Source organism: Bacillus sp. FJAT-27001 (assembly GCF_019039175.1).
Classification (GTDB): Bacteria; Bacillota; Bacilli; order Bacillales; family Bacillaceae; genus Bacillus; species Bacillus velezensis.
Window position 1 is genome coordinate 889,668 of sequence record NZ_JAHOAA010000001.1, and the last position, 15,214, is coordinate 904,881.

The following is a 15,214-nucleotide window of genomic DNA, read 5'->3' on the forward strand; positions in this document are numbered from 1 at the left end:
GGTTTCAATTTTTTTAAAATGGTGTGTAATCGACGTTTTTGGTATAGCGGTTTGCCGCATCCCACAATAAAAATTCGTCAATTCCTTCATCATGCAGCGCTTTAACCTGGTCTTCCACCTGGCGTTTTCCGTACTTTTGATAATTTCCGCTGCCGAGATATGATGCCGTGAAGTCCTGAAGCCACGGACGCGATACAGGCGGGTGTTTCAGCTTAGACAGTTTTTTATTTTCCACCTTTGCGTATTCTTTGACGACTTTGTAAGGGTCAAGATCCGGTTTATCAATGCCGAAATAGCTTGTCCAATGGCTCGGGTAAATCATGGATGAAATGACATCGACCTGTTCTGAAATTTTGCTGAAATTCTGGCCGATCCCAGGCGCTTCCGGCAGCGTGGCTGAATAGCCGAAAATATCAACCGACACATCCGCGCCGTACGGCTTGAGTTTTTTCTTCGCATAACCGACAAAATCAGTGACGGCGTGAACGCGTTTTTGCACATTGCTGTCTGCTGTTTTTCCGTAATCGCCGTGTCCGTATGTCAGTTCGTCATCACGTTTTTCAAATCCTTCAGGAAAACGGACATAATCAAACTGAATTTCTTGAAAACCCATCTTTACGGCTTGTTTTGCAATCTTTACATTGTAATCCCATACTTCTTTCATAAACGGATTGACGAACGATTCGCCGCGGCCGTTTTTCCAGACACTTCCGTTTTTTTCTTTAAAAGACCACTCCGGCTTTTTGTTCGCGAGTTCGCTGTCTTTAAATACGACAATACGCGCGATCGGATAGATCTTTTTTTCCTCCAGCTTTTTCATCATCTTTTTTGGGTCTTTGATGTACGGCTTGGCGATTTTGGCATACTCAGAATGGCCGTCCGGCTTAAAGGTGAGGTTTCCGTTGTCATCCTTGACATCAATCACCATTGTATTGAGCTCCGTTTTGTCCACAAAGTCTGTCAGCTCCCCGAATTTGCTTCCTCCCGCTGAATGCCCTGTGACGTAAATGCCCCGCACCTTATCAGGATGTGTAAAATGCAGCCCTGACGGATAAGCGAACCGTGCATTTGATTTCGGCAGTTCTTTTTCGGCCAGCGCTATTTTTACAAGCGGCTGCTCCTCTTTCGCAGCGGCGTGGGCCGGATAAGCACCTGCACTGATAAACAGTCCCGCACAAATGGCGCACAAAATGGTTTTCATACTGATCTCCCCCTTTTTTTCCATTATAGAAAAACGGGAGCAGGCTTAATAAACTTGAATGTGCGCAAAAAAATCCTCCAAGACTGAGTCTTGGAGGATGATACGTTTATAGATAGGTTTTAAATTCAGCTTCTGTGCACATGACAAAATGTCCCGGTTTCACTTCTCTGAATTCCATTTTTTCTCCGTCTTGCAGCTGATGAACTGCCGGATCGTATTTCTTTCGCGTGCGATTTCTTTCATAGTCTGGATCAGGGAGCGGGATAGCGGACAGCAATGATTTCGTGTATGGGTGAAGCGGGTTTTCGTAAAGCTCATCCGCCGGCGCAAGCTCCACCAATTTTCCGAAATACATGACGCCGATGCGGTCGCTGATGTATTTGACCATTGATAAATCATGGGCGATAAACAGGTAAGTGAGCCCTTTTTCTTTCTGCAATTCTTTCATTAAATTGACGACTTGCGCCTGAATGGAGACGTCAAGCGCCGAAATCGGTTCGTCCGCGATGATAAACTCCGGATCAACCGCCAGCGCTCTGGCGATTCCGATACGCTGTCTCTGTCCGCCCGAAAATTCATGCGGGTAGCGGTTGGCGTGCTCTTTATTTAAACCGACCGTTTCCAGCAGTTCGTGAACCCGCTGCATCCGCTCTTTTTTCGTTTTTGCCAGGCGGTGAATATCTATTCCCTCGGCAATAATGTCGGCGACTGTCATTCTCGGATTTAAAGATGCGTACGGATCCTGGAAAATCATCTGCATTTTCCGGTTAAACTCCAGCAGCTTCTTGCGGGATTTTTTCCCGTGGACATTTTCCCCGTTAAAGAGAACTTCCCCGTCGGTTGCCTCATACAGCCGGATAATACTGCGGCCCGTCGTTGATTTACCGCAGCCCGATTCTCCGACAAGGCCGAGCGTTTCGCCTTTATAAATATCAAATGACAAATCATCTACGGCTTTTACCGTTCCTTTCTGCGTGAAAAAATGCTGTTTTAAGTGTTTGATTTCGAGAAGTTTCTCAGTCATTTTTTTCACCTTCCTTCATTAAAACAGGATGCTGATACGTATTCGGAAGCTGACGGATTTTAGCCTTCACCGCTTCAGGGGGCTCGACCTTAGGCGCATCAGGATGCAGAAGCCACGATTTCACGAAATGCGTATCAGACACTTTATACATCGGCGGTTCCTGTTCAAAGTCAATTTTCATCGCATATGAGCTGCGGAGCGCAAATGCATCCCCTTTCGGAGGATTCGTCAGATCAGGCGGCGTGCCCGGGATGGCCGTCAGTTTTTCCTGATCGGTGCTGTCCAGGCTAGGCATTGAGGCAAGCAGTCCCCACGTATACGGATGGCGCGGATCATAAAAGATTTCATCCACCGTGCCCGATTCGACGACCTGACCCGCGTACATGACAGCGACCCGGTCGGCGACATTGGCGACAACGCCGAGATCATGCGTGATAAAAATGATAGACGTATCAATTTTCTTTTGCAGATCTTTCATCAGCTCAAGGATCTGTGCCTGAATCGTCACATCAAGAGCTGTTGTCGGTTCATCGGCAATTAACAGTTTCGGATTTGCCGCAAGCGCCATCGCGATGACGACACGCTGTCTCATCCCGCCTGAAAATTCATGGGGGAATTGGCCGATCCGTTTTTCGGGCATCGGAATTCCGACGAGATCAAGCAGCTCTATGGCGCGCTTTTTCGCCGCTTCACTTGAGATTTTTTCATGTTTGAAAAGCACTTCCGTAATTTGTTTGCCGACTCTCATCGTCGGGTTCAGAGAGGTCATCGGATCTTGGAAAATCATTCCGATATCCTTTCCTCTGATGGCCTGCATTTCTTTTTCAGACATCGGCACGATATCGCGTCCGTCAAAAAGAATCTGTCCTCTTTTAAAGTAGCCCGGCGGCATCGGGATCAGCTTCATAATCGCTTGGGAGGTCACACTTTTTCCGGAACCCGACTCCCCCACGATCGCCAGCGTCTCTCCTTTATTCAAATGGAAATTCACGCCGCGGATTGCCTGTACCTCTCCGCCGTATGTTTTAAATGAAATGGCTAAGTCTTTTACTTCTAGCAAACGTGTCACTCATATCACTCCTTATTTGCGTAACTTAGGATCCAGCGCGTCTCTTAACCCGTCGCCGACAACGTTAAAGCCGAACATCGCCAGGCAGATAAAGCCGGCAGGGAAGAACAGACGCCAAGGGTAATAGGTTAATGCAGGCAATCCGTCTGAGGCCATCGTTCCCCAGCTCGCAAGCGGAGCAGGTACGCCGAGGCCCAAATAACTTAAAAACGCTTCTGTAAAAATCGCAGTCGGAACCGTCAGTGTCATCGTTACGAGGATAGAGCCCATCGCGTTCGGAACGATATGCTTAAACAAAAGCCGGCCGGTTTTGGCGCCGAGTGTCTGTGAAGCAAGCACATACTCCTGATTCTTTAATTGCAGCACCTGTCCGCGGACGATCCTCGCCATATTGATCCAGCCCGTGATTGTCATGGCGACGATAATGGTCAGCAATCCTTTCGGCAGGACAACCATCAGCAAAATAACCATTAATAATGAAGGAACAGCCCACAGAATGTCGGCGATGCGCATCATCACTTCATCTGTGCGTCCGCCGCGGAATCCGGAAATGCTGCCCCAGATTACGCCGATTAATAAATCAAGCACGGCAGCTGCGACACCGATAAAGATAGAAATCCGCGCGCCCACCCATGTCCGGACGAATATATCCCTTCCAAGGTCATCTGTGCCGAACCAATGATCTTTCGACGGCGCTTTATCCGCATTTAATAGATTGGTAGTGGCATAATCATACCTTGAAAAGACAGGCGCAAAAATCGCCATCAGAATAATAAGAACGATCAGTACGAACCCGACCATCGCAAGCTTATTGCTGCGGAAGCGGAGCATGGCGTCTTTCCAGAGGGAAAGGCTTTTTTTATTTATTTTTTCGGCATCGCCGGCATTAGCTGAAGCTGGTTCAAACATATTTTTAGGAATGTTCTGCATGGTCTAGGCTCCTTTCTTTGCTTTGGAAAGCTTGATTCTCGGATCGATTAATCCGTACAGCACGTCTACAATTAATACGCATAAAAGCAGGAGCACGCTGAAGAACACGGTAACTCCCATAATGACCGTATAATCACGGTTTGTAATGCTGTTTACAAAATGCGCGCCTAAACCGGGAATTCCGAAAATGGATTCAATGATGAAACTTCCCGTTAAAATGGATGCCGCCATCGGCCCCATATATGTCACGACCGGCAAAAGCGCGTTTCGCAGCGCATGGCGCACGGTGACTGACGGACGGGAAAGTCCTTTAGCTTTTGCAGTCCGTATGTAATCGCTGTTTAACACTTCAATCATGCTTGAACGGGAGAGTCTGGCAATGAACGCCATCGGCATGGAAGCGAGCGCAATAGAGGGCAGAAAGGTGTATGCCCAGGATTCCCACCCTGCGACCGGGAACAGTTCTAATTTAATTGAGAAAATATATTGCAAAATCGTCGCCAATATAAAGCTCGGAACTGAGATCCCAAAGATCGTTAAAATCGCAATGGTATAATCCTGCCATTTATTATGGTACAGGGCAGCAAGCACCCCGAAAAGCACGCCGAACGCTAAAGCGAGGAGAATAGCTTCTGCACCGAGAGTGAATGAGACGGGGAAGCCTGAATTGATTAAATCATTAACACTTTGGCCTTTATATTTAAAAGAAGGTCCGAAGTCCCACATCGCCACAGATTTTAAGTAGCTGACATATTGAACGAAAAGAGGCTTGTCCAGGCCATAGTGTTCGTTTAAGTTTGCCTCAATTTCAGGCGGCAGCTTTCTTTCGCCGGAAAATGGTCCGCCCGGCGCTGCCTGCATTAAGAAGAATGTGGCGGTCACAATCACAAACAGCGTGATGATCATGTAAATGAATCGTTTACCGATATATTTCAGCAAGGTGAACACCTCCATGTTTTTTACAATTTTATACTTAATCAGTAAGAAAGGTATATGGGGACATCCTCCCCATATACCTTGGGTCTTTTGTTTTCAGAACCGTCTTTTATTCAAAAGAAGCGTTTCTGAAGTAAACTTCGCCTGTTCCTGTCAAGATCACATTTTTGAGGTTTTTATCCTGAACCCAAGGATCTGTATAGAAATAAACTGGCGCGACCGGCATTGCGTCCATAAAGATCTTTTCTGCTTTTTTCAGCTCTTCGATACGTTTATCCGGATCCGTTTCAAGCTGAGATTGGTTCAGCAGCTTTTTAAACTCAGGATCTTCCCACCCGGTATCATTGTTTCCGCCTTCTTTATCACGGAACAATTCAAGGAAGTTGATCGGATCGTTGAAATCGCCGAGCCAGCCCATACGCGCGATTTGGTAGTTCTGGCTGTGCAGCTTGTCGATGTAAACATTCCATTCGGAGTTATCAAGCTCAACTTTGACGCCCAAGTTCTTTTTCCACATTTCCTGTACGGCCTGCGCGATTTTCGCATGCGCGTCATCCGTATTGTAGGACAGTTTGATCGCCGGAAGGTCAGAGGCATTCTTGACGCCTAATTCCTTCAGTCCTTTATTTAAGAATTCTTTAGCTGATTTGACGTCATTGTCTTTGAAATAACCTTTTGTGTTATCCTTGAATCCCTTCATTGACGGCGGCACCGCAGCCATGGCCGGGATCTGTTCGCCCTGCGTTACATTTTTTACGATGGACGAGCGGTCGATCGCATAAGCAAGGGCTTTACGGATGTTGACATTGTTCAGCGGTTTCGCTTCTGTGTTGAATTTGTACCAATACACGCCTGCGATCGGTTCAACGTGAAGAGATCCGTCTTTTTTCAAGGTCGGCAGAGATTCAGTCGGAAGCTGGCCGAGCGGCATTCCTGCCCAGTCAAGCTCACCGGCCTGGAATTTTTTCAGTTCGGTGTTGTTATTGTTAATCATCACCATGTTGATTTTCTTCAATTTCACAGCGTCTTTATCCCAATATTGATCGTTCTTTTCGAGCGTGATGGAACCGCTGTGTTTCCAGGCCGTCATTTTGAACGGGCCGTTTGACACATAATTTTCGCCCGCGTTTGTGTTCCAGTTTTTATGTTTTTCCGCGATTTTCTTGTTGATCGGCATATACGTATAGAATGAAGTTAATTGCGTGAAATAAGGTGTCGGGTTATTCAGTTCAACCTTTAATGTTTTGTCATTTACGGCTTTTACGCCTACATCATCAATCTTGCCTTTTCCTGTATTGGCAGCTTCAGCGCCTTTGATGTAGTAGAGCTGATAAGCGTATTGTGATTCGTTGTTCGGGTCAAGCGCCCATTTCCACGCATATTCAAAATCCTGCGCCGTCACAGGGTCGCCGTTAGACCATTTCGCACCGTCACGAATCGTAAATGTATAGGTCTTTCCGTCTTTGCTTGTTTCAATTTTAGATGCCATTCCTTCTTCAGGCTCACCTTTGGAGTTTACGCGTGTCAATCCTTCAAAAGTCTGGCGGATTACGCCACCTGAAACGGAATCATTCGCTAAACCCGGATGCAGTGAGAACGGCTCGGTTTTAATATTGATATTAAGTGAAGTCTGTCCTTTGGTGTCTTTTTTACCGCCGCCTGATCCGCCGCTGAATCCGCCGCACGCACTTAATACAAGCGAGAAGATAAGCATCAAACCTACAATAGACCAACGCTTTTTCATGCACTAACCCCCTAATCAAATTTTTCAGCCTTTACTACTAAATACTCAGAAATATCAGACAAAATAACTTAATATTTTTCTAAACTTTAATTGTGTTCCGTCTTTTCTGATTATTTTATGTAAAGAAGCTGTAACAATAGAGTGAACAAGTTCATTATAATGAAATGAATAATTTATTGCAATACTATTTTCTCAATTTAAAATATTTAAATTTGGTCAGTTTTTCTGTCAAAAAGGTGATACACTTCTATAGTTTAAAGCATGACCTAACTAAATTTTTTTATTGCAATTTCCAGTTCATATTGCTTTTTACATATAATATTCGTTATACGAAATGTTGATATACGTTATCATTTAAGCATTTTCAGTTCTTTTTGAGGATTTCCACCCCTAAAGCAAACTGGAAATAAGCTTGTATTCCTCTGATGACATTTGGCTATAATTGATTTATAATAGATCAATCAAATACATTTGTTGTGATTGCGATGATGAAGAGTAGTACACATTTTCATCCGTTTGAAGAGAGTCTGCGGTGCTGGGAGCAGGTAACGGGCGATGTGGAATGGACTTCTGAGCAGCTGACCGAACGTTAGTAGGCCCAGCCGGAGCAGCCTCCGTTACCAACGTCTCGAGCGATTCCATTGTAATGGAATAATCAGGGTGGCACCACGGTTCATTCGTCCCTTTTTTCTACGGGAAGAATGGGCTTTTTTTATTATGTTTTAAGAAATGAGGTAAGAACTATGAAGAAAACGATTTTTTCTGGCATTCAGCCGAGCGGTTCCGTTACCCTCGGCAACTACATCGGCGCAATGAAGCAATTTGTTGATTTGCAGCATGACTACAACGGCTACTTCTGTATTGTCGATCAGCATGCGATTACGGTTCCGCAGGATCGGCTTGAGCTGCGGAAGAACATCCGCAATCTCGCGGCTCTTTACCTGGCCGTCGGACTTGATCCCGAGAAAGCGACCCTCTTTATCCAGTCGGAGGTTCCCGCTCATGCCCAGGCGGGGTGGATGCTCCAATGCGTCGCATATATTGGCGAGCTTGAGCGGATGACGCAATTTAAAGATAAGTCAAAGGGCAAAGAAGCCGTCGTGTCAGGACTGTTAACCTATCCGCCGCTGATGGCCGGCGATATTTTACTGTACGGAACGGATCTTGTTCCGGTCGGAGAAGATCAAAAACAGCATCTTGAACTGACCCGCAACCTGGCGGAACGCTTCAATAAAAAATACAATGACATCTTCACGATTCCTGAGGTGAAAATTCCCGAAGCAGGCGCGCGCATCATGTCACTGGCTGATCCGCTCAAAAAAATGAGCAAATCAGATCCGAACCAAAAGGCATACATCACGCTGCTTGATGAGCCGAAGCAGCTCGAAAAGAAAATCAAGAGCGCCGTGACTGATTCTGAAGGCATTGTAAAGTATGATAAAGAAAACAAACCGGGCGTTTCTAATCTTTTGACGATCTATTCTATTTTAGGAAACACATCAATTGAAGAATTAGAAGCTAAATATGAAGGCAAAGGGTACGGTGAATTCAAAAGCGATTTAGCCGAAGTCGTTATCGGCGCATTGACACCGATCCAAGAGCGCTACCGTGAATTAATTGAGAGCGACGAACTTGACCGCATTCTCGACGAAGGAGCGGCGCGCGCAAACAAAACGGCCGGCAAAATGGTGAAGAAAATGGAAAACGCCATGGGTCTCGGACGGAAAAGAAGATAAAGAAAAGAGGCGGGAGAATCCCCGTCTCTTTTTTAGTTCACTTTTGATTCCTGCTCCATTTCCCAAAGCTTTTCGAAAAACGGCTGCCCTTTAATCAAATTTTCACAGAACGCAAGATGTTTATCTGACCAGCCTTCAATTGTTTCATTGTAAAGCATGTCCCAAATCTCTTCAAAGCTCATCCGTTTGATCTGCTCGTACATATGCGGATTCCATTCCGTGTACCAATACACAATTTCCGCACGGTTTTTCAGCCCTTTCAGCTGGTCGAGCGCCATAAACATCAGCTGCTTGATCTGCCGCTCTTTTCTCGTCAGCCCTCTGACGTGCTCCGGCGCCAATGACAAAATGTGATATTCCTTTGAAGACTCCAATTGCGCCGGCTCAAATTGAAACGATTCCGGTTCTACATCCTTTACCATTTCATAAACAAGCTGCTCCTGTCTCGGAATCAGGCGGCTCTTTCTGACCGGAATCGTATACCCGATCGTATCCACGGCAATGATGCCGATCCCGTCTGTCACGACAAAACAATACTCCAGCTTTGTCCGCTCATGATTTTTTCGCACGTATGACTTTTGGTGGACTTGGTCAAGCAGCTCTTTCGGAAGCTCTGATAAGTCGTTTTCTATGTAATGAAATAATACCGACGGCACTCTGAGCAGCGGCGTCTGATCCAAAAGTTCAACCGTGTCTTCCTTCCGCCATTCGTGAAAATGGCATACATTGTAGCCGTTTTCTTCCCCTTCAAACCAATTGACCCATACATCATGAAGAAATAACATATTCGACCCCTCACTTTATAAAAACTGTTGTCCACAGTATAGGCAAGGGATAGATAAATTATTCCATTTCAATATGAGATTTCCGCATTACGGAGCTGGATTTCCGACTGCATCGCAACAAAAAAATCTCCCGTTCCGTCCGGGAGATCATTTCACATTTTTCGGATCAAGCGCATCACGCAGCCCGTCTCCGACAAAGTTAAAGCACAATACGGTAAGAAGAATCAACAACCCTGGGAATAACGGGTACCACCAAGCCTGAATCATAAGCGTAAAGTTCTGTGCATCCTGAAGCATATTGCCCCAGCTTGCGATCGGCGGCTGAATCCCGAAACCGAGATAACTTAATGTAGATTCCGCCAAAATAACCGTTCCCACCTTTAATGTGGCTGAGACAATAATCGGTCCGAGCGCATTCGGCAATATATGAGAAAAGATGATGTGATGATTTTTTGTACCGATCGTCTTTGCAGCTAATACAAACTCTCTGGAACGAAGCGATAAAAACTCCCCTCGGACAAGACGTGCCGTTGTTGTCCAGCCTGTAAGGGAGAAAATTAAAATTAATTTATCCATTCCGGGCTGGAAAATCGTAACAAGTGTAATAAGCAAAAATATATCAGGTATGGATAATACGATATCAACGGTTCTCATGAGAACGGCATCGACAATCCCTTTAAAATATCCGGCAACGGCTCCGACAACTGTCCCGATTGTAATCGCGCCGATCACAGAAGCGAATCCGACAAGCAAGGAGACGCGCGCCCCGTACAGAACCCTCGTAAAGATGTCTCTTCCGAATTTATCAGTTCCCATTAGATGTTTTAAGCTCGGCGGCTTCAAACGATTGATAAGAGATTGACTCTCCGGAGAGTAAGGAGCGATTACCGAAGCGAATAAGGCTGACAAGATGATGATGGTTAATATAACGGCTCCGATTACAGCTAGTTTATTTTGAAAGAACTTTTCGAAAAAAATCTTCGTCATTGTTTCCGGTTTGGATTGAATATTTTCCTTTAATTTTACTTCGCTGGGGGGTGTGCCGGTATTTGGCTGTAACATTTGACCTCTCACCTCTCTTTGTTAATATTCAATGCGGGGATCAACCAGCGCATATAAGATGTCCGCAATTAAATTCCCCACCACAACCAAAACAGCTGAAATGACCGTCATGGCCATGATAACCGGATAATCCCGCGAAAAGGCTGAATCAATAAACAATTTACCGAGACCCGGCCAAGTAAAAATCTGTTCTACCACTACCGCTCCCCCGATAAATGACGGTATCATCAGACCAAAAATAGTGATGACAGGAAGAAGTCCGTTTCTCAAACCGTGTTTAAAAATTACTTTATTATCTCGGAATCCTTTCGCACGCGCCGTTCGTATATAATCCTGTTTTAACACATCAAGCATACTGGATCTTGTGTATCTCGTTATCCCTGCCATGTCTGCCGTAGCGAGCACAAAAGCAGGCAGAATCAAGTGATGCAATCGGTCAAATATGTTAAAGTCAGCATTCAAAGTGCTTACTCCGCCAGTGGGAAACCACCCCAGATTTACAGATAAAACCATGATTAAAATCAAACCGAACCAAAAATTCGGAATGGCAAGCCCTAAAAATGAAGTAACAGTTATCCCGTAATCCAATTTTGAATAAGGACGTTTCGCTGACAGAACACCAAATGGAATAGAAATAAGAAGAGCGACAAGGGTTGAGAAAAGCATAAGCACAATCGTATTCGGTAAGCGGGATAAGATAAGTTCAGAAACTGGAGTGCCTTTCTTGACGATAGAAGTCCCGAAATCCCCTTGCAGCATATTCCCCAGCCATTTCACATATTGAACAGGTTCCGGATCATTCAACCCGTATTTTTCAATGAATTTTGCCCTGTCCGCTTGACTGATTGTAGGGTCCATCATAAGTGACATCGGGTCTCCCGGCGCTGCTTTCATGATGGCAAACGACAAAATTGTAATGCCTAAGAGAATCGGCAAGGACATTAATGTTCGCCGTAAAATATATGTAACCATGTTCTTGTCCCCTTTTTAAATAGGATAAGAGAGGAAAGGAACCTCCTTCCCTCTCCAGGGCTTTTGCTATTTTTGATCCAGCCACCATTTTTCAATATTGTACAAGTCATTTTTAGGGTGGAATACATAGCCTTGTAAATTATTCGGCATCGCTCTGTGGTAATTGTAATAGAATAAGAAGCTGTACGGCTGATCTTCAGCAATCAATTTGTATATCTCTTCATACTTCTTTTGGTATTCTTTTCTGTCTGTAATTGTCTTCGCTTCTTCAAGCAGCTTATCGACTTTCGGGTTTTTATACCAGATATTATTCAGCCCGTTTTTCGATTGGCTTGAATGGAAAATAGAGAACTGATCCGGGAACGTTGCAAGACTCCATCCGAGAAGAAGAGCGTCGTAATCCCAATTAGGGGCACTTGTCTGTTCGATTAACGCACTGAATTCAACAATTCGCGGTTTAGCCTCGATTCCCACTTCTTTTAATTGCTGCTGAACGACAACAGCTAAATCTTCACGAATTTTATTGCCTTGATTCGTTTTAATTTCAAATGAGAATTTTTTTCCGTCTTTATCAAGGTAGCCGTCACCGTCATGGTCTTCCCATCCGGCTTCTTTTAGCAGCTGCTTTGCTTTTTTCGGATTATAATCAAATGTCGGCACTTTAGACTTCGGATAATTCCATGACAGCGGACTCTCAGGAACATCCGCTACCTTACCGTCTCCATTCAGCACTTGATCCACCATTGCCTGCCTGTCAAGAGCGTAAGTCAATGCCTGACGCACTTTTTTGTCCTTAAAGATCTCTTTTTTCTCATTCCAGCCGATATAGCTGTAGTTTAAGCCAAGGTCAGATTTGACCTTCACATTTCCAAACGTTTTAACCGTATCAAAATCTGTGCCCGGCACAACGAAGAAATCAATATCCCCCGCTTTTAACTGAGCCACGGCCGCGTTAGAATCAGGTATTGTTTTTACTGTCACTGTATCAAGGTAAGGTCTGCCGCCAAAGTAATCATCATTTGCTTCCAGTTTGACATACTCGCCCTTTTTCCACTCAACAAACTTAAACGGACCGGAGCCGATTGGATTTTTACGGTTAAATTCATTCTCTCCCAGATCTGCAACCGGGACCTTACCCAATATATGTTTAGGCAAAATGCCGTAACTGTCGAGAACGACATTATAGAAATAGGCATCTTTTTTCTTCATTTTAAACTGAATTTCATATTTTCCTTTTTTCGTTACGGATTTAAGGGACTCAAAACCCGAGCCACGCTCACCGTTGTAATCTTTGTTAAGAGGGATGCTGTAGGTGAAAACAACATCATCGGCCGTCAGCTCTTTTCCATCATGGAATTTTACGCCTTTTTTCAGTTTTACATCATACGTTAATCCCCCGTCAGCTTCTGTTACTTTTTCAGCCAGCGACGGCTTGACGTTTAATTTCTCATCAGTTTCCAATAATGTGCTGTAAAGCATTCCTTCAATATCAGAACTTGCAACATCAGTAGAATAAAGTGGATTAAAAAGTGTGGGTTCCCCGGTTGACCCGACAACCAAATCTCCGCCTTTTTGCGGTTTTCCTGCCGGTTTGGATTCGGTGCTTGTGGATTTTGAGCCGGAGCAGGCTGACAGGAAGATGGCAAACGCCATAAAAACACTTAGCATCATCAGTGCGCTTTTACGTAATTTCATATCAATTCCCCCTTTGTGATATATATGCAGCAAACTGGTTATGTAATCCGGCATACCCCCTCTCGATGCTTGTCATTTCAGGCATATAAATGGCAGGCAACGTAATGGCCGGGAGCGGCTTCTTCAAATGCCGGGATTTGTTCCTTGCAGATCGGTTTGGCCATCGGGCACCGCGTGTGGAACACGCAGCCTTTCGGCGGGTTTGCCGGGCTTGGCAGTTCTCCTTTCAGGATGATTCGTTCCCGCTTGACGGCGTCTTTTTTTCTCGTGACGGGCACTGAAGACAAAAGCGCTTGCGTATAAGGGTGAAGCGGATTGCCGTACAGCTCGTGTTTATCGGTCAGCTCCATCATTTTTCCCAGATACATGACGCCGACTCTGTCGCTGATATGGCGGACAACACTCAAATCATGAGAAATAAACAAATAGGTCAGGTTGAATTCATCCTGCAGTTCTTCCATCAGATTGATGACCTGGGCCTGAATGGAGACATCGAGTGCGGAAACGGGTTCATCCGCAATAATCAGCTCGGGATTCAACGTCAGAGCCCGCGCAATCCCGATCCGCTGGCGCTGCCCCCCGGAAAATTCGTGCGGATAGCGGTTTGCAAAGCTCGGATGAAGGCCGACTTTCGCCAGCAGCTCCTCCACTCGCTCGTTCCGCTCGCTCATGCTGTACATATGGTGAGTCTGGAACGGCTCTTTAATAATGGAACGCAGCGTTTTCCTCGGGTTAAGGGATGCGAAGGGATCTTGGAAGACCATCTGGATGTTTTTGCGGACGCTTTTTCTCAGCTTTTCTTCAGATAAGCCGGAGATATCCTGCCCCTTAAAAAGAATCCGGCCGTCTGTCGGCTTGTATAAACGGATCATCGTCCTTCCCGCCGTTGATTTGCCGCATCCTGATTCACCGACGATGCCGAGCGTCTCCCCGCGCTTCAGTGAAAAAGAAACACCGTCAACAGCCTTTATATCACCGACTTTCCTTTGAAAAAAACCGGAGCGGATCGGGAAATATTTTTTTACGTCTTTCAGCTCTAAAATCGTTTCTTGGCCTGCAGCTGTCATTTTGATTGGGCACCCTCTTCCTCATATAAAAAACATCTTACAGAACGGCCGCTTTCATGCGTTATCAGCTCCGGCTGCCCTGTTTTGCATTTGTCCATCGCTTTTGAACACCTCGGGGCAAATCGGCAGCCTTCCGGAAGATTATCCGGTGTCGGGACACTGCCTTTGATCGCTTTTAATGTATCAATCTCTCCATCTATCACCGGTATGGAGTTTAACAGCCCTTCGGTATACGGATGAAGAGGGTTTAAAAATAAGTCCTCCACACTCGCGCTCTCTACGACTTGTCCGCAGTACATCACGATCACCCTGTCGGCGGCTTCGGAAACCACACCTAAATCGTGAGTGATCAGCAGAATGGAAGTATCGAATTTTTTGCAGAGGTCTTTCATCAGCTCCAATACTTGGGCTTGTATCGTCACATCAAGCGCCGTCGTCGGCTCATCAGCGATCAGAAGCTTCGGATTGCAGCTGAGCGCAATGGCGATCATCACCCTCTGTCTCATCCCTCCGGAAAGACGGTGCGGATATTCTTTCATTACTTGTTCCGCTCTGGAGAATCCGACGAGTTCCAGAAGCTCAACGGCTTTTTTAGCCGCTTCTTTTTTATTCATTTTTTTATGGTATTCAAGCACTTCGGTAATTTGTTCGCCGATGGTCAGCACCGGATTCAGGGAAGTCATGGGCTCCTGAAAGATCATAGAGACGTCATTTCCGCGGATTTTGCAATATTCGTTTTCGGTGAAGGAGGCCAGGTCCCTGCCTTCAAGCTTAATCGAGCCGTCCATAATTTTTCCGCCCGAGCCTTGGACAAGTCCCATAATAGAAAGCGAGGTGATGCTTTTGCCCGAGCCGGATTCTCCTACAAGAGCGACGGTTTCGCCTTTGTTAATGTGAAAATCAACCCCGTCGACTGCGGGGATCGGCTGTTTCTTTCTGAAAAAATAGGTCTTTAAATTATTCACTTCTAATAGTGTGCTCATGATACGCCCC

General features: G+C 45.5%; 13 protein-coding genes and 1 other annotated feature. Of the genes, 1 reads left to right on the forward strand and 12 read right to left on the reverse strand.

Annotated features, from left to right (window positions below; all coding sequences use genetic code 11):
• Nucleotides 1-13: 13 nt before the first annotated feature.
• The 6 genes from BGM27_RS03715 to BGM27_RS03740 all read right to left on the reverse strand — a co-directional run bounded on the left by BGM27_RS03715 (nucleotide 14) and on the right by BGM27_RS03740 (nucleotide 6,904).
• The gene (locus tag BGM27_RS03715; RefSeq protein WP_007409111.1) at nucleotides 14-1,201 is read right to left on the reverse strand and encodes a putative glycoside hydrolase; all 1,188 of its coding nucleotides are present in this window, start codon (nucleotides 1,199-1,201) and stop codon (nucleotides 14-16) included.
• A 106-nt stretch (nucleotides 1,202-1,307) separates the two neighbouring features.
• Complete coding sequence (oppF, locus tag BGM27_RS03720; RefSeq protein WP_007409112.1) at nucleotides 1,308-2,225, reverse strand: oligopeptide ABC transporter ATP-binding protein OppF; 918 nt, start codon at nucleotides 2,223-2,225, stop codon at nucleotides 1,308-1,310.
• On the reverse strand, nucleotides 2,218-3,294 hold the full coding sequence (locus tag BGM27_RS03725) for an ABC transporter ATP-binding protein (RefSeq protein WP_003155039.1): 1,077 nt from the start codon (nucleotides 3,292-3,294) through the stop codon (nucleotides 2,218-2,220). Before BGM27_RS03725 ends, oppF begins: the two co-directional genes overlap by 8 nt.
• Nucleotides 3,295-3,306: 12 nt before the next feature.
• Nucleotides 3,307-4,224: an oligopeptide ABC transporter permease OppC gene (gene oppC, locus BGM27_RS03730; protein ID WP_007409113.1), complete on the reverse strand. Its 918-nt coding sequence runs from the start codon at nucleotides 4,222-4,224 to the stop codon at nucleotides 3,307-3,309.
• A gap of 3 nt (nucleotides 4,225-4,227) precedes the next feature.
• Nucleotides 4,228-5,163, reverse strand: coding sequence for an ABC transporter permease (locus BGM27_RS03735; RefSeq protein ID WP_003155043.1), 936 nt, complete (start codon nucleotides 5,161-5,163; stop codon nucleotides 4,228-4,230).
• Nucleotides 5,164-5,269: 106 nt separating this feature from the next.
• Nucleotides 5,270-6,904, reverse strand: a complete 1,635-nt coding sequence (locus tag BGM27_RS03740; RefSeq protein ID WP_020953966.1) for a peptide ABC transporter substrate-binding protein — start codon at nucleotides 6,902-6,904, stop codon at nucleotides 5,270-5,272.
• A gap of 476 nt (nucleotides 6,905-7,380) precedes the next feature.
• Nucleotides 7,381-7,592: a binding site (T-box leader), on the forward strand.
• A gap of 55 nt (nucleotides 7,593-7,647) precedes the next feature.
• Here BGM27_RS03740 and trpS point away from each other — a divergent pair.
• A complete protein-coding gene (trpS, locus tag BGM27_RS03745; RefSeq protein ID WP_007409115.1) occupies nucleotides 7,648-8,640 on the forward strand; it encodes a tryptophan--tRNA ligase in 993 nt (330 codons plus the stop codon).
• Between the two features lie 32 nt (nucleotides 8,641-8,672).
• Here trpS and BGM27_RS03750 read toward each other — a convergent pair whose 3' ends face one another.
• From BGM27_RS03750 to BGM27_RS03775, 6 genes are all read right to left on the reverse strand, one after another.
• Entirely contained in the window at nucleotides 8,673-9,425 is a 753-nt protein-coding gene (locus tag BGM27_RS03750) for a YjbA family protein (RefSeq protein WP_007409116.1), read from the reverse strand.
• A 147-nt stretch (nucleotides 9,426-9,572) separates the two neighbouring features.
• A complete protein-coding gene (gene opp4C / locus BGM27_RS03755) occupies nucleotides 9,573-10,487 on the reverse strand; it encodes an oligopeptide ABC transporter permease (RefSeq protein WP_007409117.1) in 915 nt (304 codons plus the stop codon).
• Between the two features lie 21 nt (nucleotides 10,488-10,508).
• Nucleotides 10,509-11,459 carry an ABC transporter permease gene (locus BGM27_RS03760; RefSeq protein WP_003155051.1) on the reverse strand — a complete coding sequence of 317 codons (951 nt, stop codon included), beginning with the start codon at nucleotides 11,457-11,459 and terminating at the stop codon, nucleotides 10,509-10,511.
• A 66-nt stretch (nucleotides 11,460-11,525) separates the two neighbouring features.
• On the reverse strand, nucleotides 11,526-13,154 hold the full coding sequence (locus BGM27_RS03765; protein WP_007409118.1) for a peptide-binding protein: 1,629 nt from the start codon (nucleotides 13,152-13,154) through the stop codon (nucleotides 11,526-11,528).
• Nucleotides 13,155-13,231: 77 nt separating this feature from the next.
• Complete coding sequence (locus BGM27_RS03770) at nucleotides 13,232-14,221, reverse strand: ABC transporter ATP-binding protein (protein WP_003155053.1); 990 nt, start codon at nucleotides 14,219-14,221, stop codon at nucleotides 13,232-13,234.
• On the reverse strand, nucleotides 14,218-15,204 hold the full coding sequence (locus BGM27_RS03775; RefSeq protein ID WP_007409119.1) for an ABC transporter ATP-binding protein: 987 nt from the start codon (nucleotides 15,202-15,204) through the stop codon (nucleotides 14,218-14,220). The genes BGM27_RS03770 and BGM27_RS03775 overlap by 4 nt, the downstream gene beginning before the upstream one ends.
• Between the last annotated feature and the right edge of the window lie 10 nt (nucleotides 15,205-15,214).

Coding starts and splice junctions, on each gene's coding strand:
- BGM27_RS03715 (WP_007409111.1), bottom strand. CDS start 1,201: ATGAAAACCATTTTGTGCGCCATTTGTGCGGGACTGTTTATCAGTGCA.
- oppF (WP_007409112.1), bottom strand. CDS start 2,225: ATGACTGAGAAACTTCTCGAAATCAAACACTTAAAACAGCATTTTTTC.
- BGM27_RS03740 (WP_020953966.1), bottom strand. CDS start 6,904: ATGAAAAAGCGTTGGTCTATTGTAGGTTTGATGCTTATCTTCTCGCTT.
- BGM27_RS03770 (WP_003155053.1), bottom strand. CDS start 14,221: ATGACAGCTGCAGGCCAAGAAACGATTTTAGAGCTGAAAGACGTAAAA.
- BGM27_RS03765 (WP_007409118.1), bottom strand. CDS start 13,154: ATGAAATTACGTAAAAGCGCACTGATGATGCTAAGTGTTTTTATGGCG.
- opp4C (WP_007409117.1), bottom strand. CDS start 10,487: ATGTTACAGCCAAATACCGGCACACCCCCCAGCGAAGTAAAATTAAAG.
- BGM27_RS03760 (WP_003155051.1), bottom strand. CDS start 11,459: ATGGTTACATATATTTTACGGCGAACATTAATGTCCTTGCCGATTCTC.
- trpS (WP_007409115.1), top strand. CDS start 7,648: ATGAAGAAAACGATTTTTTCTGGCATTCAGCCGAGCGGTTCCGTTACC.
- oppC (WP_007409113.1), bottom strand. CDS start 4,224: ATGCAGAACATTCCTAAAAATATGTTTGAACCAGCTTCAGCTAATGCC.
- BGM27_RS03775 (WP_007409119.1), bottom strand. CDS start 15,204: ATGAGCACACTATTAGAAGTGAATAATTTAAAGACCTATTTTTTCAGA.
- BGM27_RS03750 (WP_007409116.1), bottom strand. CDS start 9,425: ATGTTATTTCTTCATGATGTATGGGTCAATTGGTTTGAAGGGGAAGAA.